Source organism: Streptomyces sp. NPDC058653 (genome assembly GCF_042716895.1).
GTDB lineage: Bacteria > Actinomycetota > Actinomycetes > Streptomycetales > Streptomycetaceae > Streptomyces.
Map to the genome: position 1 here is coordinate 324218 of NZ_JBHXRM010000001.1, position 26845 is coordinate 351062.

Annotated in this window: 27 protein-coding genes; 14 read left to right on the plus strand and 13 right to left on the minus strand. The window is 69.5% G+C overall.

Translation table 11 applies throughout. The features are described 5' to 3' along the window. Positions 1 to 11: 11 nt before the first annotated feature. From ACFWU9_RS01415 to ACFWU9_RS01440, 6 genes are all read right to left on the minus strand, one after another. Complete coding sequence (locus ACFWU9_RS01415) at positions 12 to 476, minus strand: ATP-binding protein (protein WP_384313698.1); 465 nt, start codon at positions 474 to 476, stop codon at positions 12 to 14. 128 nt (positions 477 to 604) lie between these two features. Further along, entirely contained in the window at positions 605 to 2023 is a 1419-nt protein-coding gene (locus ACFWU9_RS01420) for a PP2C family protein-serine/threonine phosphatase (RefSeq protein WP_384313699.1), read from the minus strand. Continuing rightward, a complete protein-coding gene (locus ACFWU9_RS01425) occupies positions 2020 to 3231 on the minus strand; it encodes an ATP-binding protein (protein ID WP_384313805.1) in 1212 nt (403 codons plus the stop codon). Before ACFWU9_RS01425 ends, ACFWU9_RS01420 begins: the two co-directional genes overlap by 4 nt. After that, complete coding sequence (locus tag ACFWU9_RS01430) at positions 3228 to 3614, minus strand: anti-sigma regulatory factor (RefSeq protein WP_384313701.1); 387 nt, start codon at positions 3612 to 3614, stop codon at positions 3228 to 3230. The genes ACFWU9_RS01425 and ACFWU9_RS01430 overlap by 4 nt, the downstream gene beginning before the upstream one ends. Before the next feature lie 26 nt (positions 3615 to 3640). Continuing rightward, positions 3641 to 4081 carry an STAS domain-containing protein gene (locus tag ACFWU9_RS01435; RefSeq protein WP_384313702.1) on the minus strand — a complete coding sequence of 147 codons (441 nt, stop codon included), beginning with the start codon at positions 4079 to 4081 and terminating at the stop codon, positions 3641 to 3643. Continuing rightward, positions 4078 to 4953, minus strand: coding sequence for an STAS domain-containing protein (locus ACFWU9_RS01440; protein WP_384313704.1), 876 nt, complete (start codon positions 4951 to 4953; stop codon positions 4078 to 4080). Before ACFWU9_RS01440 ends, ACFWU9_RS01435 begins: the two co-directional genes overlap by 4 nt. A 310-nt stretch (positions 4954 to 5263) precedes the next feature. On the opposite strand from ACFWU9_RS01440, the gene ACFWU9_RS01445 reads away from it, so the two are divergent. Further along, a complete protein-coding gene (locus ACFWU9_RS01445) occupies positions 5264 to 6055 on the plus strand; it encodes a hypothetical protein (protein ID WP_384313706.1) in 792 nt (263 codons plus the stop codon). 185 nt (positions 6056 to 6240) lie between these two features. Here the strand turns inward: ACFWU9_RS01445 and ACFWU9_RS01450 are convergent, their stop codons facing one another. After that, positions 6241 to 7683, minus strand: a complete 1443-nt coding sequence (locus ACFWU9_RS01450) for a glycerophosphodiester phosphodiesterase family protein (protein ID WP_384313708.1) — start codon at positions 7681 to 7683, stop codon at positions 6241 to 6243. A gap of 356 nt (positions 7684 to 8039) precedes the next feature. Here ACFWU9_RS01450 and ACFWU9_RS01455 point away from each other — a divergent pair, with 356 nt between their 5' ends. After that, positions 8040 to 8795: an SDR family NAD(P)-dependent oxidoreductase gene (locus ACFWU9_RS01455; RefSeq protein WP_384313710.1), complete on the plus strand. Its 756-nt coding sequence runs from the start codon at positions 8040 to 8042 to the stop codon at positions 8793 to 8795. A gap of 57 nt (positions 8796 to 8852) precedes the next feature. On the opposite strand, the gene ACFWU9_RS01460 is transcribed toward ACFWU9_RS01455, so the two are convergent. Beyond that, positions 8853 to 10343 (minus strand): cellulase family glycosylhydrolase, encoded by a 1491-nt coding sequence (locus tag ACFWU9_RS01460; protein WP_384313711.1) that lies wholly within the window; start codon positions 10341 to 10343, stop codon positions 8853 to 8855. Between the two features lie 384 nt (positions 10344 to 10727). Here ACFWU9_RS01460 and ACFWU9_RS01465 point away from each other — a divergent pair, with 384 nt between their 5' ends. Beyond that, entirely contained in the window at positions 10728 to 13544 is a 2817-nt protein-coding gene (locus ACFWU9_RS01465) for a right-handed parallel beta-helix repeat-containing protein (RefSeq protein WP_384313713.1), read from the plus strand. Positions 13545 to 13711: 167 nt separating this feature from the next. Continuing rightward, entirely contained in the window at positions 13712 to 13903 is a 192-nt protein-coding gene (locus ACFWU9_RS01470; RefSeq protein WP_384313715.1) for a DUF6381 family protein, read from the plus strand. A gap of 164 nt (positions 13904 to 14067) precedes the next feature. Here ACFWU9_RS01470 and ACFWU9_RS01475 read toward each other — a convergent pair whose 3' ends face one another. The 4 genes from ACFWU9_RS01475 to ACFWU9_RS01490 all read right to left on the minus strand — a co-directional run bounded on the left by ACFWU9_RS01475 (position 14068) and on the right by ACFWU9_RS01490 (position 17241). After that, positions 14068 to 14817: an SDR family oxidoreductase gene (locus ACFWU9_RS01475; RefSeq protein WP_384313717.1), complete on the minus strand. Its 750-nt coding sequence runs from the start codon at positions 14815 to 14817 to the stop codon at positions 14068 to 14070. A 154-nt stretch (positions 14818 to 14971) separates the two neighbouring features. Next, on the minus strand, positions 14972 to 15736 hold the full coding sequence (locus tag ACFWU9_RS01480; RefSeq protein WP_384313718.1) for an SDR family NAD(P)-dependent oxidoreductase: 765 nt from the start codon (positions 15734 to 15736) through the stop codon (positions 14972 to 14974). Between the two features lie 167 nt (positions 15737 to 15903). Further along, positions 15904 to 16485 (minus strand): TetR/AcrR family transcriptional regulator, encoded by a 582-nt coding sequence (locus ACFWU9_RS01485; protein WP_384313720.1) that lies wholly within the window; start codon positions 16483 to 16485, stop codon positions 15904 to 15906. Positions 16486 to 16794: 309 nt separating this feature from the next. Beyond that, positions 16795 to 17241, minus strand: coding sequence for an ATP-binding protein (locus ACFWU9_RS01490; protein ID WP_384313721.1), 447 nt, complete (start codon positions 17239 to 17241; stop codon positions 16795 to 16797). A gap of 365 nt (positions 17242 to 17606) precedes the next feature. Between ACFWU9_RS01490 and ACFWU9_RS01495 the strand changes: the two genes are divergently transcribed. The 6 genes from ACFWU9_RS01495 to ACFWU9_RS01520 all read left to right on the plus strand — a co-directional run bounded on the left by ACFWU9_RS01495 (position 17607) and on the right by ACFWU9_RS01520 (position 22278). Beyond that, positions 17607 to 18428, plus strand: coding sequence for a helix-turn-helix domain-containing protein (locus ACFWU9_RS01495; protein ID WP_384313723.1), 822 nt, complete (start codon positions 17607 to 17609; stop codon positions 18426 to 18428). Further along, positions 18425 to 18676, plus strand: a complete 252-nt coding sequence (locus ACFWU9_RS01500) for a DUF397 domain-containing protein (RefSeq protein ID WP_384313725.1) — start codon at positions 18425 to 18427, stop codon at positions 18674 to 18676. The genes ACFWU9_RS01495 and ACFWU9_RS01500 overlap by 4 nt, the downstream gene beginning before the upstream one ends. 78 nt (positions 18677 to 18754) lie before the next feature. Further along, on the plus strand, positions 18755 to 19582 hold the full coding sequence (locus tag ACFWU9_RS01505; RefSeq protein ID WP_384313726.1) for an SAM-dependent methyltransferase: 828 nt from the start codon (positions 18755 to 18757) through the stop codon (positions 19580 to 19582). Positions 19583 to 19827: 245 nt separating this feature from the next. Beyond that, a complete protein-coding gene (gene cynS / locus ACFWU9_RS01510; RefSeq protein WP_384313727.1) occupies positions 19828 to 20274 on the plus strand; it encodes a cyanase in 447 nt (148 codons plus the stop codon). A 242-nt stretch (positions 20275 to 20516) separates the two neighbouring features. Beyond that, positions 20517 to 21305: an SDR family NAD(P)-dependent oxidoreductase gene (locus ACFWU9_RS01515; RefSeq protein WP_384313729.1), complete on the plus strand. Its 789-nt coding sequence runs from the start codon at positions 20517 to 20519 to the stop codon at positions 21303 to 21305. Positions 21306 to 21336: 31 nt separating this feature from the next. Then, positions 21337 to 22278: a ketopantoate reductase family protein gene (locus ACFWU9_RS01520; RefSeq protein WP_384313732.1), complete on the plus strand. Its 942-nt coding sequence runs from the start codon at positions 21337 to 21339 to the stop codon at positions 22276 to 22278. Positions 22279 to 22284: 6 nt separating this feature from the next. Here the strand turns inward: ACFWU9_RS01520 and ACFWU9_RS01525 are convergent, their stop codons facing one another. Then, positions 22285 to 23118, minus strand: coding sequence for a M23 family metallopeptidase (locus tag ACFWU9_RS01525; RefSeq protein ID WP_384313734.1), 834 nt, complete (start codon positions 23116 to 23118; stop codon positions 22285 to 22287). Positions 23119 to 23262: 144 nt separating this feature from the next. On the opposite strand from ACFWU9_RS01525, the gene ACFWU9_RS01530 reads away from it, so the two are divergent. The 4 genes from ACFWU9_RS01530 to ACFWU9_RS01545 are packed head-to-tail and all read left to right on the plus strand — an operon-like array spanning position 23263 to position 26840. Continuing rightward, entirely contained in the window at positions 23263 to 24306 is a 1044-nt protein-coding gene (locus ACFWU9_RS01530; RefSeq protein ID WP_384313736.1) for a 3-oxoacyl-ACP synthase, read from the plus strand. After that, positions 24303 to 24584, plus strand: a complete 282-nt coding sequence (locus tag ACFWU9_RS01535; protein ID WP_384313738.1) for an acyl carrier protein — start codon at positions 24303 to 24305, stop codon at positions 24582 to 24584. Before ACFWU9_RS01530 ends, ACFWU9_RS01535 begins: the two co-directional genes overlap by 4 nt. After that, a complete protein-coding gene (locus tag ACFWU9_RS01540; RefSeq protein ID WP_384313740.1) occupies positions 24568 to 25725 on the plus strand; it encodes an acyl-CoA dehydrogenase family protein in 1158 nt (385 codons plus the stop codon). Before ACFWU9_RS01535 ends, ACFWU9_RS01540 begins: the two co-directional genes overlap by 17 nt. Beyond that, positions 25722 to 26840 carry an HAD-IIIC family phosphatase gene (locus tag ACFWU9_RS01545; protein ID WP_384313742.1) on the plus strand — a complete coding sequence of 373 codons (1119 nt, stop codon included), beginning with the start codon at positions 25722 to 25724 and terminating at the stop codon, positions 26838 to 26840. Before ACFWU9_RS01540 ends, ACFWU9_RS01545 begins: the two co-directional genes overlap by 4 nt. Positions 26841 to 26845: the final 5 nt, after the last annotated feature.

A 26845-nucleotide genomic window follows, 5' to 3' on the forward strand; every position in this document is an offset into this window, starting at 1 on the left:
CGGCCAGGGGGTCAGCGGCCCGGAGCGGCGGGCGCCGGACCGTCCGAGAGCGGGAGCCGGGCGGTGATGCGTTTTCCTACGGGTTCACGGTCGATGCTCAGGCTCTGACAGAGGGCCCGGACGATCTCCATTCCGTGCTGGCCGATCCGTGTCGGATCCGTCTCCAGGACGGCGGGCAGGGCCGGGTCGCTGTCCCATACGGTGATCATCAGCGTGTCTCCGGCCACGCGCAGTTCCAGGAGGCAGGGGCCGGGCGCGTACTTGCATACGTTGGTGACCAGTTCACTGACCACCAGTTGAGCGGTGCCGATCGCCGCGGCGGACACGGGAATGCCCACGGCCCGTACACCGGTCAGGAACTCGCGCGTGAACTCGCGGGCTTCGGAGATGGACTGAGGCTGCCCGTCGTAAGCGGCACTCGCCGACGCGGACGTGAGAGCACGGTCCGGTTGTTCCTCACCGTCGTCACGTTCCATCAGATCCACCGACTCGTTCCCACACTGTGCCTCCGAGACAGAACGCCCCGCGGTCGGACGAGGGTCGCCCCTCTTGTGCCCCGGCAGCCCGCCCGGACCCTCGACGGCGGGGTCCGTGTTCCGTCGTGTCATCTCTTCACCGGATCGAGTGCGTGGAAGTGCGCGGCGAAGACGATGATGTCGTCGTCGGGTTCCTTGCCGAACTCGGTCAGCAGCGCGTCGCACAGCCCCTCCGGATCCGGGGGACCCGCGAGGACAGCCGCGGTGAGGGCTCTCATCCGGTTGTCGAGGTCGATGTTCCGTACCTCGACAAGCCCGTCGGTGATCATGAGCAGCCGGGTGCCGGGAGTGATGTCGTGCGCGGTCGCCACGGGCTGGGGCAGGTGGAGGCCGAGAAGCGGACCGTGCTCGGTGAGATAGGCGGCGGGACCGCCGGGGGTGATGATCAGCGGTGGCAGGTGTCCCGCGTTGGCGACGTGCAGCCGCCGGTTCCCCGATTCGAGCAGGACGATGCAAACGGTCGCCGTCCAGCCGGGCTGGTGGAGCTGGAGCAGGTGGTCGAGGTGTTCGAGCAGCCGGTGCGGCGGGTGGCCCTGGGCGGCGTACGCGCGCAGGGCGTGGCGTAGCTGGCCCATGACCATGGCCGCCTGGAGCGAGTGGCCCACCACGTCGCCGACGGCGAGCAGCAGACCGTTGGGGGTGTGGACCGCTTCGTAGAAGTCGCCGCCGATCTCGGCGGTCGCCGCTGCCGGCAGATAGCGCACCGCCAGCTCCACGCCCGGTGTGTCGGGGAGTTCGGCCGGGAGGAAGGTGCGCTGAAGTGCCAGCGCCAGTTCGTGTTCCTCGGCGAAGCGCTCCACCACCTCCTTGTGCTCCACGGTGAGTTCCGCGTAGAGCGCCATGACGCCCGCGTTGGTCTCCGACAACTCCTCGTTCAGCCGCTCCAGTTCGTCACGCTGCGCATGAGCCTCCTGCAACGCCGCGAGAAGGTCGCGGGTCTGTGCCTGAAGGTCGTCGATGGCGGTGGCGGGAAGGCCGGCGCTCAGCGCCTCCTGGACAGCGGTCGGGTCCGGGACGGCTGTTCGGAGCGGATGGGTGAGGGTGATACGCCCGCCCAGGGACGACCGACTGCCCAGGGACGGCCGCGCGCCCAGTGACGGCCGGCCGCCGAGGGACGACCGGCCGGACAGACGATCCGTGCTCTGCTCGGCGGGGTCGTAGACGGTACGCGGCAGCAGACGGGTGACAGCGGACAGCGACTCCTCGCTCGGCACCCGGTCGTCCGGCCACGCCAGCGTCACCTGGAGTTCCGGAGGCTCGTGCCTCAGGGTGAAGGCCGCGGTCATGGCCGTGGGACGCAGCAGGTCCCGGCCGAGTTCGCTCAGGGCGGTGGCCAGGCGTACCTGGTCGCGGGTGTCGAGCCCGATCGTGTCCGCCAGGATCTTCGCCTGGCGGCGCAGCGTGAAGACGTCCTGTTCGGTGACCAGTACGGAGAGGAGGATCCGGGCCGAGCCGGGTTCGGTCCTGTTCGTCGACTTCCTGGTCACCAGGCCCCCTTGGCGATCACCACGCTGGCGTCGTCGCGGCGGGTCCCGGCATGGCGCAGCAGCCCGGCGGCGACCACGGCGGGGGCATGGTGCAGAAAACCGGCCACGTCCGCGGCCGTCCACCGCTCGCTCAGACCGTCCGAGTGCAGAACCAGCGCCCCGAGCGCGGGCAGTGTGTGCTCGTACGTACGCAACTGGCGCATCTGATGGCCCACGATGCCCGGGTGGGAGAGAAGATTGGTCCGCGTGGTGCCGGTCACCACGGCGGCGGTGATGTTGCCGACCCCGCAGAACAGCAGGCGTCGCTCGGCCGGTTCGATACGGGCGATCGCCACCGCCGCCCCACGCGTGCCGTGCAGCGCCCGGTGAACCTCCTGCATCGCCTGCTCCGGCGTCCGGGCCGCGCCGGTGGCGAACGCCTGGACGGCCGCCCGACCGGCCAGTGCCGCCGCCGGCCCGTGGCCCAGCCCGTCGCACGACATCACCAGCATCCCGTCACCGGCCCCGGGTATCACGGACCGCACGAGGCCGCGACGACCGCGAGGTTCGTCGGCCGCCGTGCGGTCGGCCCAGCGGCTCGCGCCACCGTCCGTGCCGGTCAGCGCCCGCCAGTCCAGGGCGGGCCGCCGGGGGGACGGCACCGTGTCCGCCGCCGGCTCCTGTGTGTGGTGTGTACGGTCCCCGCTGTCGGTGCGGGCCGCCCAGGCGTCACCGCACACCTGCTCTCCGCCGATGGGGCGGGTGATGCCGCCCACCAGGGGTTCGGCCATGAGCGCCGCGCCGACGGGGCGGGGCCAGAAACGTGCCATCTGTATGGTGCCCAGACCCGGTCGGGAGTGCACGTCGTAGGTGTCGGCCAGCCGCCGTACCGCACCCAGGCCGATGCCCAGCGTCCCCGCGGTCGACATCCCGTCGCGCACCGCCGCCGGGACGTCGGCCATTCCCGGTCCGTGGTCCAGTACGACCACCTCGGCCCCGGCGACCGCCGGGGTACGCAGCACGCGCAGGATCAGCGCGCCGTCCACGGCGTGCTTGCGCATGTTCGTCACCAGCTCGGCGACCGCCAGCACCACCTCGGCGCTGCGGTGCTCGCTGAACCCGATCCGCCGGGTGAGCGCGGCGGCGCTGCCGCGCGCGCCTTCGGCCTGATCCCGGAACCAGGCCACGTCCTCGCAGTCGGCCAGCGGTGTCCCGCCCAGCACAGTCATCGGCCCCACTTGGTGATGGTGACCGTGGTGCCCCGACCCGGCGCCGACTCCAGCACGAAGTCGTCGACGAGCCGCTTGGACCCGGAGAGTCCCAGCCCCATGCCGCTGCCCGAGGTCCAGCCGTCCGTGAGCGCCAGATCCACGTCCGGGATCCCCGGGCCCTGATCGGCGAAGACCAGCCGTACGCCACGGCGTCCCCGCTCGTCGACCAGAGAGGCGGTCATCGTGCCCCCACCCCCGTAGACCAGGGTGTTGCGGGCCAGTTCACTCGCCGCGGTCACCAGTTTCGTCTGCTCGACCAGCGACAGCCGGCACTGCTGCGCCAGAGTCCGGGCCACCTGCCGGGCCCGCACCACACCGTCGTTCGCGTCGATCGGCAGCACTTCCGGGGCACCACCGCTCCCAGCCGTCACCGGCCGGCCGGATCAGCTCGCACGCCGTCCTCGTCGGACAGGCCGCTGTCCGCGAATTCCTGAGGGGGCCCCTGTCGGAGGGCACGGCTGCGTTCCAGGACCTTCAGGCCCAGCTCAAGGGTCAGGGCTGTCCTGACCCCGCCCAGGGAAAGGCCGAGTTCGACCAGCGTGATCGCCACCGCCGGGCGCATCCCCACCACCACCGTCTGCGCGTCCAGCAGCAGCGACAGGGAGGCGATCGTGGCCAGCATGCGGCCCACGAAGGAATCGACGATCTCCACGGCGCTGATGTCGATCACGACGCCGTCGGCGCCGGTGGCCACGATCTTCGCGGTGAGATCGTCCTGCAGGTGCAGAACGGCCTGGTCGTCCAGGTCGGTCTGGATGGAGACCAGCAGAATCTGCCCGATCCGCAGAACGGGAACCCGTTCGGTCACCGGGCACCGGCCGAACCACCAGGCCGGGTGAAGGTGACACCGGAGGCTCGCAGCGCGTGGCGCAGCGCGTCCGCCAGAGTGGCCTTGGTGACGATGTCGCCGAAGTCGATACCCAGCGCGACGATGGTCTGCGCGATCTGCGGACGTATGCCGGATATGGTGCACTCCGCGCCCATCAGGCGCGCGGCCACGACCGTCTTCAGCAGATGCTGGGCGACCTCGGTGTCCACGGCGGGGACGCCGGTGATGTCGATGACGGCCTGCTCCGAACCGGTGTCGACAAGCGCTTGGAGCATCTTCTCCATCACCACCATCGTGCGCGCCGAGTCCAGGGTGCCCACCAGCGGTACGCCGATGACCCCGTCCCACAGCTTGACCACGGGAGTCGACAGCTCCAGCAGCTGCTCGGCCTGGGCCCCGATCAGCTCCTCGCGCGTACGGGAGTAGACCTCGATCGTGAACAGGCCCAGCTCGTCCACCAGCTTGGTGAACGCCAGATACGCCCGGACGTCACCGCCGTCCCCGCCGCTCGCACCGTCCTCGCCGGCCAGGACCGGTTCGAGAACCTCCTTGAGCGAGAAGAGACTGAGCGCGGTCTCGGAAGGACTGAAACCCTGCCGGGCACGGCTGCGCGACAGCTCGGACAGCAGAGCACGCGTCTCCCCGAACGCCTCTCCGTGCGCGTCCAGACTGCCGGTCTGCAACGCGGTCAGCAGAGCGGTGTACAGCTCACCCAACTCACGCTGCACCTCGGACCGGCTCACGCGCCCGCCCAGCGAACCACTGACCCTTTCCGCCCAGTCGGCTCCGAGGTCCTCGCCCCGAACCGTCAGCAACTCGACCAGACGAGTCGTACCGTCCCCACCAGCCACGATGCACTTCCCTCCATGACGGGACCGAGCGGCCCACCGCCGAACACTAGGCCATTGCCACCTCTCCGCAGATGGCCCCTCTCTTCAAATTCCGGACGCATCGTTCACCGAACGTCCAAACCTCGCCGGCGAGTGATCTGGGCTACACGGGTGGTCGGTCCGGCGCGGGCCTGAACCCCGTGGCCCCTCCGTGCCGTCGCGACGCGCCGTCCGGCATGCGCGAGGGCGGAGGGCGGGGGATGCTCCCTCCATGGGATGTGCGTGGAGCTCCAGGTGTTGTGCGGTCGCCGTCGGGGCCCTCCTCGGGCTGGTGCCGTCCGTCGTGTGCGCGGACGCGCGGGCGGGGGTCGTCGTCCCCTGTGTGAAGGACCGGGACCGGCTGCTGAACGACGCGATCACCGCCGGGAACGACCGTCCCGGAACACGCTGGGAGATCGCCCTCCAGCCCGGCTGCGCCTACACCGTCACCCGCCCGTACGGCAGGATCAATGCGCTGGCCGCGGTCGCCGGTGACATCCGGATCAGCTCGCGCGGCCCGTCCGCCGCGGTGATCGCCCGCAGTACGGCACGGGGGACCGCGGACTTCCGGGTCCTGGAGGTGGAGATGGGCGGCCGGCTCACCCTGGACCGCATCACGGTCCGCGGCGGGTCCTTCGGCAGCGGCGGGGGCATCTTCAACAACTTCGGCACCCTCACCCTCCACGGCAGCACCGTGGAGTCGAACCGTGCGCGGGAGTTCGGCGGCGGGATCGCGACCAATGGCGAGCGTGCCGTCACGAGGCTCACCGGCACGACTGTCCGCGGCAACTCGGCGGGCTTCGGGGGCGGCGGCCTCTTCGGCAACGGGGGAACCACGACGCTGACCGGGAGCGGTGTCGTGTCGAACCGGGCGACCGGCGGAGTCGGCGGCGGCATCTTCAACAACGGCCGCCTCAGCGCGCTGCACCTGACGGACACCGCCGTCACCGGGAACCAGGCCGCCGAGACCGCCGGAGGAATCCTCAACGGAGGCACCGTCACCACCTTGCGGTCACCGGTCACGGGCAACCTGCCGAACAACTGCGCGGGCTCCTCACCCGCGGTACCGGGCTGCGCCGACTGACCCGGCAACCGTCCCTCGCGGGGGGCGCACCCTCCTTGCCGAGGGCGCCGGTGGAGGTGTGGGAAGGGAACGCGGGGAAGGTCCGCCGAAGGACCTCGGGGCTCGGGGCCTTCGGCGGACCTTCCCGTCGTCGCACCGCCTGCTGTCAGCGGCCGTTGGCGTACGGCTCCGGGCTCACCGCGTGGTCAGCTCCGGGACCTGGTGAGTCGCAGATAGTCCACGTTGAAGTTCTGGAAGGCGTTCTCGTCGATCAGGAGACGGACTCGGTGGCTGCCGGCCTTCAGATACTGGTTGACGCCGCTCGGCTGAAGGAAGAAGAGGCTGTGGCCGGTGGTGATGGTCACCGGGACGGGAGCGCTCCGCGCCCCGCCGTCGAATGCCACACGGTAGGTGCCGGCGGGGGAGTACGGGGATGAGACCCGTGCCGCGACGTCGTAGTACCCGGACTTCTTCACCGTGAACTCGTAGTCGATCCATTCACCCGCGCGAATCCAGCAGGCGACGACCGCGCCGTCCTGGTCGCAGATGTCGACGTCCTCGTTGAGCCTCGCGGCGGTCCCACGGTTGCCCGTGTCGGTGTCGTGGTAGGCGACGCCCTCACCGCCGCGGGCGAAGTCGTCGCTCTCGATACGGATGGTGTCCGTGGAGGGGCGGGGCTCCGGACGGCCCGTGCGCAGCCAGTACGTGAGGCTCTCGACGTTGTCGGTCTGGATGACCGTGGCACCGAAGATGTCGGTGAGGGCGCCCCAACCGCGGGCCGGGTCGATGAGGGAGGCCTCGTCGGTGTAGTGGTCGGCCAGTCCGAACCACATGGAGTTGATCCATATCCGGCCGGTGGACCGCAGCCGGTCGATGACCGGTTTGCGTACGACGGCGTCCTGGTCGTTGTCGAAGATCACCTCGTACCCGACCGGCTGCTTCTTGCCGAACTGGTCGATGGAGTCGATGTTGCCGTCCTGGACGATGTGGAAGTACAGGGCTTCCGGGTGCGCGGCACGGAAGTCGAGTACCTCCGCGACAGGAGCGTCGCTCTTGAAGATGCCGTTGCGGACCGTGCCGGTCTCGTGCAGGACCCGGTAGATCGCCTCACGGTTCGGCCAGCCCTTGTCGAGGTTGACCAGACCGCGGTCCTTCGCCGCCTTCATCGCCTCGGCCAGGGTCGGCACCGTCTCACCGGTCACCGGAGCCTGGGCGCCCCCGACCCCCTGACGCAGCCGCAGGTCCTTGATCTGGGCCAGCGTCAGGTCGGATACCTTGCCGGTTCCGTTCGTGGTCCGGTTCACCGAGTCGTCGTGCATGAGGACGAGTTGGTCGTCCTTGGTTCGCTGGATGTCCAGTTCGACGATGTCGGCCCCCTGGTCGAAGGCCGCGCGGATCGCCGGAAGGCTGTTCTCAGGAGCGGCACGCCACTGGCCGCGATGCGCGGCGACGAGGACTTTCGCGTCCGCGCTGTGGTCGAGCAGCGAGCGGTGGGCCGCGCTCGCACCCGTCTCATGGCGCGAAGAGTGGGGACGGTCCGCGGCTGAGGCTCTGTTGGCGTCCGCCGCGTTGGTGAATCCGAGTACGCCCGCGGCCAGTGCGAGCACCAGCGCGGGGGCGGTGGCGCGAAGGGTTGGTTTGTTGAACATGACCCAACGGTGTCACCGGCAAATGACACAGAATCTTCCACTTGGCGCATAGCACCTGTACGCCTCGGGTCGCGCCGTGATCGTCGAGGCGAACCGGGCCGGTGGCGCCGGCACCGTACCGCTTCGGGATGCCCGCAGACCATCGCCACCCCCGCGGGCGACACGGACGCCGACGGCTCGGAGGGCGATCTTCCCGCCCGCCGGCGCATGTCGGTCGGGTCCGGCCGCCGACCCTCCTGGGACTCTGAGGTCGGACCGGCCGCGGTTCCCCTGTGACCCAGGGGCGGTTGCTCGCCCCGGCTGGAAGTCCGGGCCCGTACGAGGCGGCTCACGCGACGTCAGGAAAGAGGAAGGCAGTGTCCCGTTTCTCGGAGAAGGCGATCGTCGTCACCGGTGCCGGCGCGGGGATCGGCCTGGCGGCCGTCCGCCGCTTCCTGGCGGAGGGAGGAAGCGTCGTCGCTGTCAGCCGCACCGAAAGCAAACTCCGCGACGCACTCGGCTCCGCAGAGAGCGACCACCTGCGCCTGGTGGCCGGCGACGCCGCCGACCCACTGATCGCCCGGCAGGCGGTGGACACGGCCGTCGCGTCCTTCGGCGGTGTCGACGTCCTGGTCAACACCGTGGGAGCTCCCTTGGCGGGCGACATCACCGCGATCCCGCCTGAAGCGTGGAGCGAACTGCTGAACACCAACATCACCAGTGCCTATCTGTTCGCGCGCGCCGCGATGCCGGAGCTGGTCAAACGACGCGGTTCGATCGTGCAGGTGTCCTCCGTGCAGGGAAACCGGGCGGAGTACGGGTGGGCCGCGTACAACACCAGCAAAGGCGCGATCGAGAGCCTGACCCGGTCCATGGCCCTGGATCACGCCGCCCACGGTGTGCGCGTCAACGCGGTGGCGCCGGGGGTGATCGAGACACCCCGGACATCCGCGGCCCCACCGGATCAGCTGGCCCCCATCCTGGCGCGGACGCCGCTCGGCCGGATCGGTACCGCGGACGAGGTGGCCGCTGTCATCGCCTTCCTCGCCGGCGACGACGCGTCCTTCGTCACCGGCGCGGTTGTTCCCGTCGACGGCGGATCCGCCGCTTCCCTCGGCACGGCCCACCCCTGAGGCACCCGGCCGCCGTCCCGGAGAGGGAGTACGGGACGGCGACGCGGGCACCGGGGATCAGTCGGTCGGGAAGTTGTCCGGGGTCCTGACGCGGTCACGGATCCAGACGCCGGCCTCCTTCAAGGAGGACGTCCCTGTCCAGGGTCCGTCGTTGTCGCAGGTGCCGGGCTTGAAGACGGCGCCGGAGCGGCTGTCGTCCGAGAAGTTCCAGTTGGTCCAGCTGATCTTCTTGTCCTCCATGAGGTCGAGGTAGCGCTGGGACATCCCGAAGTCGTTGCTTCCCTCACCGGCGTAGTTCTGGGTTCCGAACTCGGTGACGAACACGGGGATCTCGTCCGCGGCGCGCGAGAGCGTCTCCAGGTACTCGTCGCGGTGCGAGTCGGCGTAGAAGTGGAAGGTGTACATGATGTTGGAGGCGTTGACCGGGTTGTTCACCACCTCGGATTCATCCGCGCCCTCGGAGACCCCGAGGGAGGACCAGGCACGGGTGCCGACCAGGACCGGAGCGTCGGAGTCGATGTTCCGGATGACCGGGATGATCTGTTGCGCGTAGTCCTTGATCCGTGACCAGCTCACACCGCTGGGCTCGTTGGCGATCTCGTAGAGGACGTTGTTCTTGCCCTTGTTCCGGTTCGCGATGTCGGTGAAGAACTTCCGCGCGTTGCCCAGATTGGCGTTGGGGTCCCCGGGGCTGAGCATGTGCCAGTCGACGATCACGTACATCCCACGGTCGGTCGCCTGCTGGATCAGGGAGTTGGCGAGGTCCGTGAAGTGCGCGGGGTCCGTCTCGTAACCCTCTTCCTGCACGTACGTGGAGACACGCAGGACATCGGCCCTCCAGTCGTTCGCCAGGGCGTCGAGCGAGCCGCTGGTCAGACACTGCGGGTACCACTGGGTGCCGTGGGTGCTCATGCCGCGCAGCTGGACGGGGTTGCCGTGCTCGTTGCAGAGCTTGGTGCCGCACACTTCGAGCTGCCCGTTGACCGCGACGGGGGTGTCGCCCGTCGGTGGGTCGGTGGGGGGATCCGTGGGCGGGTCCGTGGGTGGGTTGCCGCTTCCGTCACAGGGCTGGTTGTTGATGGTGCAGTTGAGGGGGAGTCCGGTGCCGGTGGCGTTGAAGCCGAAGGTCTCCTGCCGGCCAGGGGCGATGTCGCCGTTGTAGGACAGGTTGGTGAAGGTGTAGTGCTGCCCCTGCTGGGTCTTGGTGGCCGACCAGTGGCTGGAGACCCTTGTCCCCGCCGGTAGATCGAACTCGATCGTCCATCCATCGGCGCTGGTGTCACCGTCGTTGGTGATGACCACGTCGGCGCCGTAGCCGCTGGACCAGACCGACGACCGCTTGATCTCCGCGACCACATGGGAAGCAGCCGCCGGCACCGCTCCGGCAGAGGATGCCGGCGCGGGGGCGGCTGTGGCTGGCGCGGTCGGCGTGGTCGCCGCAGTTGGCGCGGCCGGAGCGAGCGGGGCGGCGGCGAGGGTGAGCAGCAGGGCGCTGACGAGAGCCGCCGCGGCTGCGGCCGGCCGTAACCGGGAACGTACCGATCTCATAGGAGCTCCGTCCATGTATCTGAAGGATAGGAAACTTTCCTAACTCGATAGAACCAAGGGCTAGCGGGATTTCGCAAGGTGCCTGACACTCGGATGTCACGGGATCGTCTACATATGTGGATGATGAGCGGACTGGAGAACATCTCCAGCCCTTGAGTGCCCCGGATCGAAGCGGGAGCGACCTCCCGCGTCCCCTCTGTCAGGAGGTAGACGTTGTCCGCGAGAACACAAGTAGCTGTGGCGCTGAGCAGTGCCACTGTCGTGCTCTTAGCCTCGGGCGTGGCGATCGGCTCGACCGATGTCGCAGGCTCCGGACCCAAGGCACAGAAGCAAGCGCAGACGCAGACGCAGGCTCAGGCGTCGGCATCGGCGGGGAGCAGTGCCGTGCCCGACCTGGACCTGTCCAAGACCAACCGCCGCGCCCCGGTCAGCGGCCTGTACGACTGGTCCAAGGCCGGCTACCGGGGCGGTGAGAACCTGCCGGGCCCCTCCCAGACCAACCCTGACGCCAACTGTCAGATCACCGCGGCCGAACTGTCCGCCGACTACGGAGTGAGAGCGGGAGACGGCGGCGACGACTCCGCCGGACTCCAGTCGGCGATCAACCACATCCGCACCGCGTGCTCTCCCGGCGCCGGTTACACGAAGCTCTCACTGATCACGATGCCTGCGGGCACGATCAATCTGTCACGCCAGATCCGGGCGGACGCCGACTACCTCACCTTCCGCGGTGCGGGCAGCGGCACGAACGGCACCCGGATCGTGTTCCGTCCCGACCAGAACACCCGCTACGACGCCCTGACTCCCGACGGTTCCGACTGGGACGAGGACGGGATGACGCACGGCGAAGGCAAGGGCGGCTGGATCTGGCCCGGACGCGGGGTGTTCCGCGTGGAGTCGCGCGGCGTGCACTCGAGTTACGCCTCCGACTACGCCTCCGCACCGGCCAACCGCAAGGACCTGTTCGAGGGAACGGTCAACGTGCACTGGAAGTCGGGGCTCAAACTGCGGGGCAAGTCCGGTGACACCGCGTTCGCGGCACGGAAGGGCGACAGAGTCGTTCATCTGGCGAGCGGTTCGCTGAGCAACTTCGCCGTGGGCGGGCTGGTCAACATCCGGGCGGCGAACTCGGTGAAGTTCTACGAGAGGCAGACCGCCGACCCCGACGGACCCTGGCCGCTGCTCAACATGCACATGCGACAGCAGATCTTCACGATCACCGCGGTCAACTCGTCGAACCGCACGCTGACGCTCGACAAACCGCTGGAGTACGACGTGCCCGTCGACTCCACCTCCGACGGATCGGAGGAGATCGACGGAGCGGTCTACGCCTCCAAGGCCGCGCCCCTGGTGGACCCCGTACTCGGCGTCGGATTCGAGGGCTTCACGCTCACCCATGACATACCGGGCCTCGACCCGGCCGGCGCCGCGTACAACTACGGCAACATGAGACCGGCCGAGGAGATGCACGGCATCGTCTTCAAATGGGCGGCCAACTCCTGGGTACGGGGCATCAGGACGGAGATGACGGGCTCCCACCCGATCGTCACCGAGGAGGCGTACCGCCTCCAGATCGTGGACAACGAGCTCAACGGCTCCTGGAACAAGGGCAAGGGCGGCAACGGCTACTTCCGCGGCTCGCGCGTCTGGGACTCGCTGTACGCCGGTAACACCTCCCGGCTCCTGCGGCACTTCACCTTCCAGTGGTCGGCCTCCGGCAACGTCGTCATCGGCAACGACTTCGACTCTGACCTCAACCTGCACGGTGGATGGGAGCGGAACAACCTCTTCGAGGGCAACACCGTGGCCGTGCCGTACCAGCACCGTTCGGGCAGTTGCACCGCCAACTGCGGTGAGGAGGGCGGGGGCGGAACGGACGACTCGACCTGGTTCCCGATCTGGTGGGGTGCGGGCCAGAAGGCGGTGAAGTGGTCCGGGGCGTCCGGTCCGCGCAACGTCTTCTTCAACAACACCATGACCAAGCAGGTCACCGCGGGCGGCGCGTTCACGCCGTACTACGCGGACCGTAAGCGCGTCTACCAGTTCGGCTGGGACGGCAACGACTGGCAGCACCTGGACGCGGGCGGCACGCCGATCCCCGACTGGGCGCACCGGGAACAGCTCAACTACACGGGCGGGCACGGCGTGGACGCCACCCGTACGGACAACGCGCCCTCCCTTTTCCTCAAGTCCGTGGGCGCCGGCGCGTCGACCGATCCGCTGGCGGCGAATGTGGTTGAGGTGTCCACCTCCGCCGAACTCGCCGACGCGCTGGACGGCGCGGAGCCGGGGCAGACCATCGAGCTGGCTTCCGGCGAGTACCGGGGGTCCTTCGTCACGCAGCGTGCCGGTACTGCGGGCAAGCCCATCACCCTCACAGGACCGAGGAGTGCCGTGCTTGTCAACGACGGCCCGTCGGGCGAAGCGCCCTCCTGCCCATCGCCGACAGCCGGATGGGACTCCGGCTACGGACTGTGGCTCCACGGAGCACCGCACTGGAACCTGAACGGGTTCACCGTCAAGGATTCCAAGAAGGGCGTGGTGCTGGACGACTCGCACCACGTGAAGATCAGCGGACTGCACGTCCATCACGTGGAGGAGGAAGGGGTGCACTTCCGCCGTTCCTCGGCCGACGGTGAGATCCGCGACTCCGTCGTCGAGTACACGGGTCTCGTCAAGCCGCAGTACGGCGAAGGCGTCTATCTCGGGTCGGCGAACTCCAACTGGGACTGCCACGGCAACTCCGGGGGAGTGGACCGCTCGGACCGCGTCCTGGTCGAGAACAACCGCATCGGCCCGTACGTCACCGCCGAGTCGATCGATATCAAGGAGGGCACCTCCAAGGGCGTCATCCGGGGCAACACCTTCGACGGGCGCGGGATCAGCGGACAGAACTCCGCCGACTCGTGGGTCGACGCCAAGGGTGTCGACTACCTGATCGAGAACAACACCGGAACGTTCTCACGGCCCGGAACCTTCGCCAACGGCTATGAGACACACAACCCGGGTACCTCGCCCTCGTTCCCGAACGGCTGCGGAACGGTCTGGCGCGGCAACAGGTCCGACCTCGGCGGCGTGGGCGAGTACGCCATCAGGATCACGTCCACCTCGAAGTGCCGGGAGAGGCCGAACGTCGTCCATTCCACGAACACCGTGACCGGAGCGAGGAGCGGGCTGACGAACATCCCTGTCACTCCCTGACTCCGACAGGGCCCCGGCTGCGGGGCGTCGTAGTTCGACGGCTGGTCCGTGCCGGGTGAATGTCGCGACGACATGCACCCGGCACGGACACTGGCGGGTGGCGTTCGGGCGTTGGGGCTGTTTCGCTGGAAGGAGGACGGTTCTCGGTGATGAGGCGAGGTTCGATCATGAACGAGAGAGGCGAGGCGTGGCAGCACGTCGGGCAGATGCGCGAAGCGGCCAGCGCGGCGCAGGCGGAGGCTGAGCGGACCAGCGATCTCGAGGAGCGCGGCCGCCTGGAGCGCAAGGCGCGGCAGCTGGAGTCCGACAGCGAGCAGGAGAGCATGATGGCGGCCGGGGACATCTATCCGGCGAAGTAGTAGGGGCGGGGGCGCGGTGGTCACTGTCTGCTTACGTTACGTGTCGGAGCCCGGCTCGCTGGTCATGGACCGCTCGAACCCTTGAGGGCGTGGTGGCGGCAGTCGCGGGGTGGCAGTGCGCCGCGAGGGCTGCGTGCGGCTTGGCCGAACCGGCGACAGCAGCGTTATTGAGCGACCGATTCGGGCGAAGGCTGTTCCGACTGGTTGTTGGGATGGCCGACGAGCAGTGCTTTGAAGGCGCGCGTGTGCCGGTCGACGAGCACTTCGATGTCTCCATTCTCAAGACCGTCCATGAGGGCCGCGACGAAGACATCCAGCGAGATCTTCGGGTATTCCATCCCCCGGGTCATGTCGGAGTCCACGAGGCCCGCGTGGACCCCTACGACGCGTGTTCCCTGGGGCGCCAGTTCGTCCCTCACCGAGTTGGTCATGGACCAGGCAGCGGATTTGGCCGCGCTGTACGAGCCCCAGGGGGCGAAGTTGATGAAGGACAGCACGGAGAGGACGTTCACGATCGCTCCGCCGCCGTTCGCCGCGAGGACCGGCGCGAAAGCCCGGATCATGGACAACGTGCCGAAGTAGTTCGTCTCCATCTCCTCTCGCGCGTCCGCGGTGCTCCGCGCACCGAGCAGGGGAGCCGCGCGGAAGATCCCCGCACTGTTGACCAGCAGGGTCGCGTCACCGCATCGTGCCGCGGCATCGGCCACCTGCCGCGGGTCGGTGATGTCGAGCTCCAGGTATTCGATGTCGGGATCGCCGCCCTCCTCCGGCCGGCGGGCGCCGCCGTACACCTTCGCCGCGCCGCGAGTGAGGCACTCCCTGGACAGCGCGCGCCCCACACCACGGTTCGCGCCGGTGACCAGGACCGTGGCACCGCGGACAGGGAAACCCCGACGAGAATGATTTTCTGTCATGGGGACAGAATGCGATCCATTCGGCCCACGATCCGTCGGCGTGCTGCCGTTGCCTTCAAACACACTCGATTCGACCAACGGCCGAGGGCGGGCGAGCCGCGCGACTCCTCGCCTCGGCGGCCGTGTCCCCGAGGGGCTCCGCGGTGCTGGGCCCTCACCAGGTCTGGGCGGAGGCGCGGACGAAGACCTCGTTGACGGCGACACGGCGGTCGCTGGCGACGACATAGGAGATGGCGTCGGCGATGTCTTCCGGCCGGAGGACCTCGATCGCGCCGATCTGGGCCTCGACGCCGGCACGGAGCTCTTCCCGGGTGTGGGAGGCGAGTTCGGTTCTCACCGTTCCCGGCTCGACCACACTGACGCGGACGCCTTTCGGCTGTAGTTCCTGGCGGAGCGCTTCGCTGAAGCCGTTGATGCCGAATTTCGTGAGGTTGTAGACGGCGTTGCCGGCGCGGGCGACCCTGCCGCCCGAGGAGCTGATGTTCACCAGGTCGGCGATGCGCCGGGGCCCCTCCTCCGCCGCCCGCACCAGATGGGGAAGGGCGGCCTTCGTGAGGTAGAGGACCCCCATCAGGTTGATGTCGACCATGCGCTCCCACTCGCCGTCAGGTGCGTCGGCGAACGGGCCGACCAGCATCGCCCCCGCGCTGTTGACGACGGTGTCCAGGCGGCCGAAGGCGGCGACCGTACGGTGCACCGCGTCGTCGGCGGCGGCGCGTGTGGTGATGTCGGAGACCACGACCAGAGCGGTGCCGCCCTCGGACTCGATGGTGCGTGCGAGATCCTCCAGGCGCGCTTTCCTGCGGGCGACCAGCGCCACCGAGGCGCCTTGCCGGGCCAGCTGCCGGGCCGTGGCCTCTCCGATGCCGCTGCTGGCGCCGGTGACCAGAACGACCGTGCCGTCGAGCGCGTTACTCATGCCCGTTCTCCATCTGCTCGTACTGTCCAGGCCTGCCCGAGCTGTCCAGGCCCGCCCGATCCAAAACGGATGCGACTCCTCTACGGTAACGCATAAGCGTAGCCTGCTCCACTTATGGCGTAGCCTGTCCGGTCGGTCGGTGCCGGACGCGGCACCGCGGCATGGGGTCAGTCGGAATTCCCGGCGGCATCCCGCCCGGCACCGAGGCCGTCGAGGAGCAGCGAGATCAGACGCGAGGCCAGGACCCGCTGATGCTCGTGCCCGCTGATCAGCGTGATCCCGCCCAGGGCCATCAGCACGTCGCCCGGGTCCACGTCGCCCCGCAGCTGCTTCGCGGCGACCCCGGCCTCGACAAGCGTCGAAACCGCCCGGCCCAGGGACTCCCTGCTGTGGAGGCGCAGCCCCTCGTGAGCGGCGAGAATGGCCGGCAGGGCATCCGACATGCCCCGCTTGGTCTGCATGTAGTCGACGAACGACTCCATCCACTCCCGCAGGGCGCTCACCGGGGTACGGATGGCGAGGAGCCGGTCCGCCGACTCGCCCAGGCGGTCCGTCTCCCTGCGATAGGTCGCCTCGACGAGGTCCTCGCGGGTCGGGAAGCGCCGGTACAGGGTGGCGATGCCGACCCCGGCCTCCGCCGCGATCGCCTTCAACGACGCGTCGGCCCCCTCCTCGGCGAACGTACGCGCGGCCGCCTGGAGAATCCGTTCATGGTTCGCCTGCGCGTCGGCGCGCAACGAGCGAGACATCGCCCCTCCTTACCATCGGATTTGACTCCGCTTATCGTCCCTGAGAACCGGAGGACCGTCCAATTCCAGCTCATTCTAGGGCGGAGCCCGCGCGTACCTTCTTGGACGGCGGGGAAGCCGGTTTTCGTTCAGAGGTCGTCGTCCGCGTGAGCGTGGTCAGCAGGGCACCACTTCGCCCAGAGGTGCTCCACGGATCGTGTCGTGGTGTCGGGAGAGCGGAAGGGGCAGACCCACAGGACCCCGAACGCAATCCGTCGGGGCGGGCAACGCCGGCCCGGGGCCTTCGTGCCGCCGGGCCCGGCGGCGTGTTCAGTGGGAAGTCGCCAGCGTCGCCCACACCGCCTTTCCGCCGGTGAGTGTCGAGTGGTCCGTACCCCAGGCCTCGGCCAGTTCCTCCACCAGGAACAGCCCGCGGCCTGACTCGTCGTCGGGTCCCGGGCCCCGGGGGCGGAGCTTGGCGTCGCCGTAGTCGTGGTCGTGCACCTCCAGGCGGAGGCGGCGGTCGCTCACCAGGCCGATGCCGCACAGGATGCGGGTGCTCGGCGTATGGCGTACGGCATTGGTGGCCAGCTCGGACAGGAGGAGGATCGCGTCCGCGCACACCCCGTCGGGAAGTCTCCACGCGGTCAGCTTCACGTTCATCGAGTGCCGTGCCACTCGGATGCTGGAACGACGTGCCGGAAGTTCGAGCCAGTGGGATCGGCCCGGGCTTGCGGCATCCAGGAGCTGGGGGGAGCGAGTCGTGCGGGGGGACACGTTTGTCGCCTTCCGTCGGGGCGGGCGCAGTCATGAGACGCAGGGGATGAGCAACAGGCCCGCCGGACAGAGGTGTTCCGGGACAGACTCCGGGTGCCGAACGCGCCGGAGAGCGCCAACTCCACAGGGGGCAAGGGGCGTTGACGACGGACGCCCTTACGTTCGGCGGGATCGCTCACGCTGATAACTATGCTCGCAGACGCCTTCACGCTGCAACCGGCTCCCTGATAATTTCAGGAGGGTAAGTCCTTCTGGCCGCACCCCCAACTCACTGTCAGACTCCTACGAATGACGGACCCTCAGGAGGTAGGGCGTTGAGCGAAGCTCGTCCGGCTACGAGTACCGGCGCACCCACGGTTCTGCGCATGATCCTCGGCCGACGGCTGCAGGACAGGCGGCTCGGCGCGGGCGTGTCACTGGGCGACGCCGCCAAGACCCTGCGCATGACGCCGTTGAGCATCCGCCGTCTGGAGAAGGCGGAGGTCCCCCTCAAGCCTCTCTACGTGGAGAAGCTGCTCCAGACCTACGGGGCCCACCAGCAGGAGATCGACGAGTTCATCACCCTCGCCGAGCAGGCCAACGAGCCCGGCTGGTGGCACGCGTACCGCGACGTGCTGCCCAACTGGTTCACCGCGTACGTGAGTCTGGAGACCGGTGCCCAGATGCTGCGCACCTACGAGCCCCACTACGTCACCGGACTGCTCCAGACCTATCCGTACGCCCGCGGTGTGCTCCGCGGGGGCTTCCCGAACGAGAGCGAGGAGGACCTCGAACGGCGCGTCGATCTGAGGACGCGCCGGCAGGGGCTCCTGGAGAAGGACGACGCCCCCACGCTGTGGGTGGTCATGGAAGAGGCCGTGCTGCACCGGGTGGTGGCCGACGCCGAGGTCATGCGCGGCCAGATCGAGCACCTCCTGGAGGTCTCGGAGCTGGAGCACGTCAGCGTCGACGTCGTGCCCTTCACCGCGGGTGCCCATGTGGGGGCGTGCGCTCCTTTCACCTACTTCCGGTTCGAGGAGCCGGAACTGCCCGACATCGTCTACAGCGAGATTCTCTCCGGCTCCATGTATCTGGATCAGCGCTCCGACGTCGCGGCTCACCTGGAGGCGCACAACCGGATGTCCTTGCTGACGTCCTCCGCGACCAGCAGGGCGCTCCTCAACCGCATGCGCAAGGAGTACTCATGACCGTCAAGAAGAGAAGTGTCTACAACGGGATGCCGGCGCTGGACCTGGGGGAGCAGGGCTGGGAATGCCCCTGGAGTGGACCCAACGGAGGCCAGTGCGTCGAGACCAAGAGACTCTCCGACGGCCGGGTGGCACTACGGCAGTCGACGGATCCGGCCGGCCCCGCGCTGATCTACACGCCGCAGGAGATCGCCGCGTTCGTCGCGGGAGTCAAGAAGGGTCTCGCCGACCATCTGTCGGTCGGCTGACACAGCACGGCGGGAAGGATCCGCATCGGCCCCGGCCGCGGCCTGCCCGGAACACCACGCCATAAATGAGGGGACAGAATGAGCAACTCGCATGCCGCGCGGGACATCGACACCAGCAGGCCGCACTCCGCCCGCATGTACGACTACTACCTGGGCGGCAAGGACCACTTCGACGTCGACAAGCAGGCCGCGGAGATGGTGGCCGGCGCCTATCCCGGCATCTTCGTCTGCGCGCGGGAGAATCGTGCCTTCATGCACCGGGCCACCCGTGTCCTCGCCCGTGAGCACGGCATCCGGCAGTGGCTCGACATAGGCACAGGCATCCCCACCGAGCCGAACCTGCACCAGGTGGCGCAGACCGTCGTCCCCGACGCCAGGGTCGTCTACGCCGACAACGACCCGCTCGTCCTCAAGTACGCCGAGCGCCTGATGCGGAGCACGAGCCAGGGCCGCACCACGTACATCGAGGCGGACGTCAACGACCCGCAGTCGCTGCTCGACGCCCCCGAACTCACCGAAGTGCTGGATCTGAGCAAGCCGGTGGCGCTGTCGCTGAACGCCCTCATGCACTTCGTCACCGACGAGCAGGACCCGTACGGAATCGTCGGCCGGCTGCTGGACGTCTTCCCCTCGGGCAGCGCCCTGGCCCTCAGCCACTGCACGCCCGACTTCGACCCGCCCACCTGGCAGAAGGTCACCGACATCTACACCAACGCCGGGACGCCCGTGCAGTTCCGCTCGCGGAAGGACGTCGCCCGCTTCTTCGACGGTCTCGAACTGCTCGACCCCGGTATCACCGTCGGCCACCGCTGGCGCTCCGACGCGGCGGACGGCGGCGCCGACACCACGACCACGGCAACGGACGCCGAAGTCAGCCTGTGGACCGGCCTGGCGATCAAGCCCTAGGCGCCACTGCCCGTACCCGACGCCGCGAGCGGCTTCCCGACCCGCTGCGCCGGGTACGGGCCTGCGATAGGCGGGGTCTATCCAGGGATAGAAACAGCCGCTTTGACCAGGGCCGATGTCAGGACCGACCGTGGGACGCGACGTCCGCGTCCGGAGCCGGTGTCTGTGCCTGACACGATGAGTTCGATCGGCATGCGCGCCGGAAGCGGGCAGACAGGTGAGAGCCCCCTTCTAAGGAGACGCACATGCTCAGCAAGCAACAGGCCGCCGAAGCCGTACGCCGGGCGAAGGTGACGACCGGGATCACCTGGGCGCAGCTGGCCGAGGCGCTCGGCAGGCCTCTGGCCTGGACGACGGCGGCGCTGCTCGGCCAGCACCCCCTCGGCAGGGACGAGGCGGCCACCGCCGCCGCCCTGCTCGAACTCGGCGAGGACGCCGCCCTCGCCTTTCAGCTCCAGCCGACCCGCGGCGCCCTGGACGCGGCCGTTCCCGTCGATCCGACGATCTACCGGCTCTACGAGGTCATCCAGGTCTACGGGCCCACCATCAAGGAACTGATCCACGAGCAGTGCGGCGACGGCATCATGAGCGCCATCAATTTCCGCCTCGACGTCCGGCGTGTCCCCGATCCCGCGGGCGACCGGGTCGTCATCACCCTCGACGGGAAGTACCTGCCCTATCAGTGGGAGTAGTCGCCGGGTCTGTGACAGCCCCCTTCTGGGACTGTCACCCAAAGTCACTGGCGGTGACGGGTTACGGCAGGGTCGGGTGCGCCGCCTCGCGTGACGGCACCCGATCCGCACCAGGGGCCGGGCTCCACGGGCAGAAGTGGCCGTATGTGCGAATATTCCGGATCATTGCTGGTGATATCGATCCTCCGGGAACGATCCGCACCACCTTCCTTCCACGTCACCCCGAGGAACGGAGATCCGCGATGAGCCCCGACTCCAAGATCGCCCTCGTCACCGGTGCGTCCGGCGGTATGGGCTCCGCCTTCGCCCATCACCTGGCCGACCGGGGATACGACCTGGTCCTGGTGGCCCGGAACAGGGCTCGGCTGGATTCCCTGGCCGCCGACATCGCCGGGCGGACCTCCCGGCATGCCGAAGTCCTCGCAGGCGATCTGACCAAGGACGCGGATCTCGCCCGTGTCGAGGAGCGGCTGCGTACCGACGCCGGTATCGAGGTGCTGGTGAACAACGCCGGCGGCGGTATGTTCGGGCCGCTCGCCGAGACCGACCTCGCCGCCGCCGAGGAATTGATCAGACTCAACGTGACGGCCTTCACCCGGCTCGCGGTCGCCGCGACCGCCGCGTTCAGCGCCCGCGACAAGGGCATCATGCTCAACGTCTCGTCGGCCCTGGCCGTGGGTGTCCTGCCCGTCAGCGCCGTCTACAGCGGGACCAAGGGATACGTGCTGAGTTTCACCCAGGCCCTCCAGGAGGAACTGGCGGGCACCGGAGTCCGTGTACAGACCTTCTTGCCCGGTGCGACACACACGTCCTTCTGGGACGGCTCGGGCGTCGAGCTCACCGACTTCCCCAGTGAGGCGATCATGTCGGTGGACGACGCCGTGAACGCCGCCTTCGCCGGACTCGACGCCGGTGAGAGCATCACCATTCCTTCTCTGCCGGACGACGAATGGGCGGCTCTGGAGGAGACCCTGCGGACCGCCGGCCCCCACTTCTCCCGCGCCCGGCCCGCGACCCGCTACGCCTCCTGACAGGCCGCGACTTCCCGAGGGAGGAAATGCCGTGAAGACCTTGGTGGTTGGCGCGGGTGCCGTCGGCGGTTACGTGGGCGGCCGGCTGGTGCAGGCCGGACGCGAGGTCGACTTCCTCGTCAGGGCCGGGCGTGCCGCCGAGTTGCGTGAGCGGGGGCTGCGCATCACCGACGGTGCGCGGGTCGAGGAGATCGCGGTCAGCTGTGTCGAGGCCGGAGCTCTGACCGGGCCGTACGGCCTCGTCCTCTTCTGTGTGAAGCCTGACGCACTGCCGGCGGTCGCCGACGACATCGCTCCCGTGGTGGGTGGGGAAACGGTGCTGGTGCCGTTCCTCAACGGGATGAGGCATGTGGATCTGCTCACCGAGCGGTTCGGCGCCGGAGTCCTCGGAGGCGTACTGAAGGTCGTCACCCAACTCGATCCGAACGGCGACATCCGCCAGTTCGCGCCCGGCGCCCAGATCCAGGTCGGGGAGCTCGACGGCACCGACTCCTCGCGGGTGAGTGAGGTCGTGTCGACCCTGTCCGCCCCGGACTTCGCCGTGACGGGCACGGAGAACATCCTGGACGCGATGTGGTCGAAGTGGGTGATGATCGCGACGGTCGGCGCCGTCACGTCACTGGCCCGGGGCACCGTCGGCGACGCGGTCGCCACGGACGAGGGCGCGGACTTCGCGTCGCGGACCCTGGACGAAGCGGCGTCGGTCGCCGCCGCGGCCGGACACCCCCTGGGCGAGAACGATCACACGGCCGTCCGGACCATGGTCACCACCGCCGGCGCTCCGACCACCTCGTCACTGTCGCGGGAACTCCTCGCGGGTCGGCCGACCGAGGTGGAGAACGTCCTCGGAGACCTGATCGACCGCGCCCACGCCTCTGACCTCGGCGTGCCCCGACTCCGGGCCGCGGCCCTCGCCCTCCGGGCCCACAACGCCCGGGTGGCCGCCGCGGCCGGTGCCGGTTCGACCCGGTGAATCGGGTTACGGCGTCGCGTGCTCGTCCGGTGGTACCGACACGGCCGGAGTGAAGTTGGTGTTGTCGGCGGGCGCGCCCTCGTGCTCCTTCCCGTCGTCGTCCCGGTACCGCCAGGTGAAGCGCAGGCCGCGGGCGGACGTGATGTCGGAGCTGTCCATGAGCTGGAAGTGCACATGCGGTTCGGACGAGTTGCCCGAGTTGCCGCACTCGGCCAGGATCTGACCCTCCGTCACCCGGTCGCCCACGGCCACCTTCGACGAGCGCCGCCGCAGGTGCGCGAAGACCGCGTACGCCCCGTCGCCCAGGTCGAGAATGATGTGGTTGCCGAGCAGATGGCGGGGCGCGCCGAGTGAGCGGATGAAGGTCTCGGCGAGTACGTAGAAGAGTCCGAAGAGCGAGGTCCGTGAGAGATGGTCCCGCTGCGAGTCCGAGACCGCCACGACGCGGGCGTCCGCCGGGGCGGACACCGGCTCGCCGAACGAGGGGTAGGACTGCGGGCGCAGGGCCACCGGCCATAACCACACGGGTTCGGGGGCCGGCCGCCGGGCGAGGTCGATGGCGTAGGTCTGGGCCAGGTTGTGGGTGTGGCTGGGCACCTTGGTCGCGGGGCCGTTGCGTGCCATCCAGCGGCCGGTCACCGGGACGGAGAGGGCCAGCGGCGGGGCCTCCTCGCCGGGCGGCCGTTGCCCGAGGGTCATGGCCCGGCGCATCAGGACGCCGACGACCAGCAGGGCGGCCCCGGTGATCCACAGCGGCCCGACGCCCTGCCGGTTGACGAGGATGCACACGGCGCCCGCGGCCACCACGAGACCGTGACGCTTCCAGAGAGTCTGCAACATCGCACCTTTCACGAGACGGAGGTGTGTGAGAACTCAGCATTCCAGATCTGGACCCAACTCTCTTCTGTTCTTACGTACTTGCGCAATGGCGTAGGCCGGTTTTACTGTCTCCGACGACGAAGCCTCGACACGGTGGGAGCGCACATGAGCGCCGAGGGCACGTTCCGTACGCGCACGTCGACGGTCGCGATCGATGCCGTCGGCCGGCACCTTCCGGACCGCACCCGGTCCGTCGCAGAGCTGCCCGAACTCGCGGGCCTGACCGAGGCGGACCGTCTCACCTGCCTCCGGCTCGGCATCGACACCGTCGCGGTGGCGGAGGACCTCACCGCCGCCGACCTGGCCGAACGCGCCGCGACCGCCGCACTGGCGGAGGCCGACGTGCCGGCCGGCGCCCTCGGCGCGCTGATACTCGTCGAACCGCGCGCCCCCGAGACCCTGATCAGCTCGGAGGCCACCGGACTCCAGCACGCGCTGGGCGCCGAGAACGCGCTCGTCTTCTCGGTCGGCGGCCTCGGCTGCGTCTCCTCCACCCCCGCGTTACTGGCGGCCCGGGGCCTGCTGGCCGCCGACCCCGGGCTCGGCCCCGTACTCGTCGTCCACGGCAGCAAGCCCGCGGGCGAACACCGGTACCGGCACCCGGTGACCGTCAACGGCGACAGCGGCCTCGCCCTGCTGGTCGGCCGTTCCCACGCCGCCGCGCCGGTCCGGATCGTCGATCTCGCGCAGTACACCAACGGCCGCTACTGGAACCTCTTCGGCCTGGAGTACCGCGACCGGCCCACCGCCCAGTGGCGCGAGGAGTGCACGGACCTGCCCGGATACTCCTTCCGGCTGGCCATGGAGAGCAGACGACGCCTCGTCGAGCTGGTGGCCGGTCTGCTGGCGCGCAACGGGCTCACCCCGGCCGACATCGCGGGTTACGTCAGCCAGAACCTCTCCGCCGGCGGTATGGCCTTCACCGAGGAGATCCTGGACATCACGTTGCTGCCGTCCTGCCGCGACAATCTACGCGCCCTCGGACACCAGGGCCCCAACGACACGTTCCTGAACCTCCACACCGCCCTGGAACGCAAGGAGTTGGCCGAGGGGGACCGGGCCGTGCTCATCAACGTGAGCCCGGTGGCGGCCTGGAGCGTCCTGCTCGTCGAGATCGGTCCGCGGAACGGACGGGGGATCGTCGCATGACCCGGGGACATGACGAGACGTTCAAGGAGATCACCCGCTTCCTGAGCGACGCGCTGCGCCGGCCCATCGGTCCCGACGACGACTACTTCGCACTCGGGCTGGTCGACTCGCTGTTCGCACTGGAGCTGGTCACCTATGTCGAGGAACGGTTCTCCCTGACCGTCGAGGTCGAGGATCTCGACCTCGACAGCTTCCGCACCGCGCACCGCCTCACCGACTTCGTCCTCGGCAAGACCGGCGGCGACGAACCCGCCCGGATCCATGCAGACGATCACTGAGCCCGGGGCGACCGGGACACCGGCCCTCGTCACGGCCGCCGCCGAACTCGCCGCCACGGCACGGGAACCGGCGGGACAGTGGGACATCGACGGGCGGGTCCCGCCGGACGTACTGAGGTCACTCGCGCATACGGGACTCCTCGCCGCCGATCTCCCCGTCCACTACGGCGGCGGCGATCTGACGCCCGGTCAACTGGGGGAGATCGCCGCCCATCTGGGCGGGGTGTGCAGCGCCCTGCGCGGACTGCTCACCGTGCAGTCGATGGTCGCCGCCGCCCTTCTGCGCTGGGGGACCCGCGAGCAACGCGCCTACTGGCTGCCGCAGTTGGCCGAAGGAACGCTCACAGCGGGCTTCGCGGCGACCGAGGACGGCGCGGGCAGCGCGCTCGGCGAGGTCCGTACGCGGATCGAGGAGACCGGGGACGGCGGCACGCTCACCGTGACGGGCCGCAAGAAGTGGATCACGTTCGGGCAGTCCGCGGACGTCCTCCTCGTGCTCGGCCGCTGCGACGGCAGACCCACCACCGTCCTGGTCGAGACCGACCGTCCGGGGGTGAGCCGGGAGCCCGTCCAGGGACAGCTCGGGATGCGCGCGGCCGGGATCGCCCATGTCACGTTCGACGCCGTCCGGGTGCCCGCGGACCACCGGATCGGACCGCCGGGCGCCGGCCTGTCGCACATCGCGGCGACTGCGCTCGACCACGGCCGCTACACGGTCGCCTGGGGCTGCGTCGGTATGGCGGAGGCGTGTCTCGCCGACGCCGCCGCGCACGCCGCGACCCGACTCCAGGGCGACGTACCGCTCGGCCGTCACCAGTCCGTCGGCGCGCTGCTGGCCAGGACCGCCGTAGGGGCCGCCGGCGCGCGCGAACTCGCCGCGAAGGCCGGGCGCGCGCGGGCCGGCGGGCCGGGGCGCGGCATCACCGAAACGATCGTGGCGAAGTACGCGGCGGCCGGCGCCTGCGCCGCGGCCGGACGGGACGCCGTACAGATACTCGGCGCCGCCGGGTGCGCGCCGGACAGCCGCGTCGGGCGTCACTACCGGGACGCAAAGGTCATGGAGATCATCGAAGGAGCCCAGGAAGTGGCCGAATCCCACATAGCCGCACACCTCTTGCGCCGGTTCGGAGCGGTCGCGTGACGGCCCCGGGGGACGGCCCGACCGTCAAGTGCCTGGTCTGGGACCTCGACGACACGCTGTGGGACGGGGTCGTCCTGGAGGGTGACGATCCGCGGCCCTTCCCGCACGTCCCGGCGGCCCTCGGCACCCTGGACGCGCGCGGCATCCTGCACGCCGCCGTCAGCCGTGGCGACCACGCCGTGGCGACGGCGCATCTCGACGCCTGCGGTCTCGCCGAGTGGTTCTGCGCGGTGCGGATCGGCTGGGGCGACAAGGCCGCGGAAGTGCGCCGTATCGCCGAGACGCTCAACATCGGCCTGGACACCGTCGCCTTCATCGACAACGACCCCGCCGAACGCGCCCAGGTCGCCGCCGAACTGCCCATGGTCCGCTGCTACTCCGCCGACCTCGCGGAACAGCTCGCCGCACGCCCCGAGTTCAGCCCCGAGCACGTGACGGCGGAGGCCGCCGGCCGGCGCGAGCTCTACCGCACCGAGTGGCGCCGCCGGCAGGCCGAGGAGGAGTCGGGGGCCGACCGGCGGGAGTTCCTCGCCTCGCTGGACCTCGTCATGGAGATCTCCCCGGCCTCCGAGGACGATCTCGCGCGGGCCAGCGAACTCACGGTGCGCACCCACCAGCTCAACAGCACCGGGCTGATCTACAGCGAGGAGGAGCTGCGCAAGCTCAGCTCCTCGCCCGACCACCAGATCCGGCTCGCCCGGCTGCGGGACCGGTTCGGCGACTACGGCATCGTCGGGCTCTCCGTCACCGAACTCACCCCGGAGGAGTCGGTGTTGCGGCTCATGCTGATGTCCTGCCGGGTCGCCTCGCGCGGCGCGACCGGAGCGCTGCTCGCGCACCTCATCCAACAGGCCCGTGGCGAGGGCCGCCGCCCGGTGACGCACTTCGTACCGACCGCCGTGAACCGCAACATGCTGGTCACCCTGCGCTTCGCCGGATACGCGCCGGTCGGCGCGGAACCCGGCGGTACGGAGGCGGCCCGTACGGAACCCGGCGGCGCGGACCCGGGCGCCGCGGACGCGGCCGGCGCGGGTCCCGTGGTCCTCGAAGTGCCCGCCGACCGCCCGACCCCGGAGCCCGGCGGCCATGTCCGTCTGCTCGTCCGGAACGCGTGAGGAGG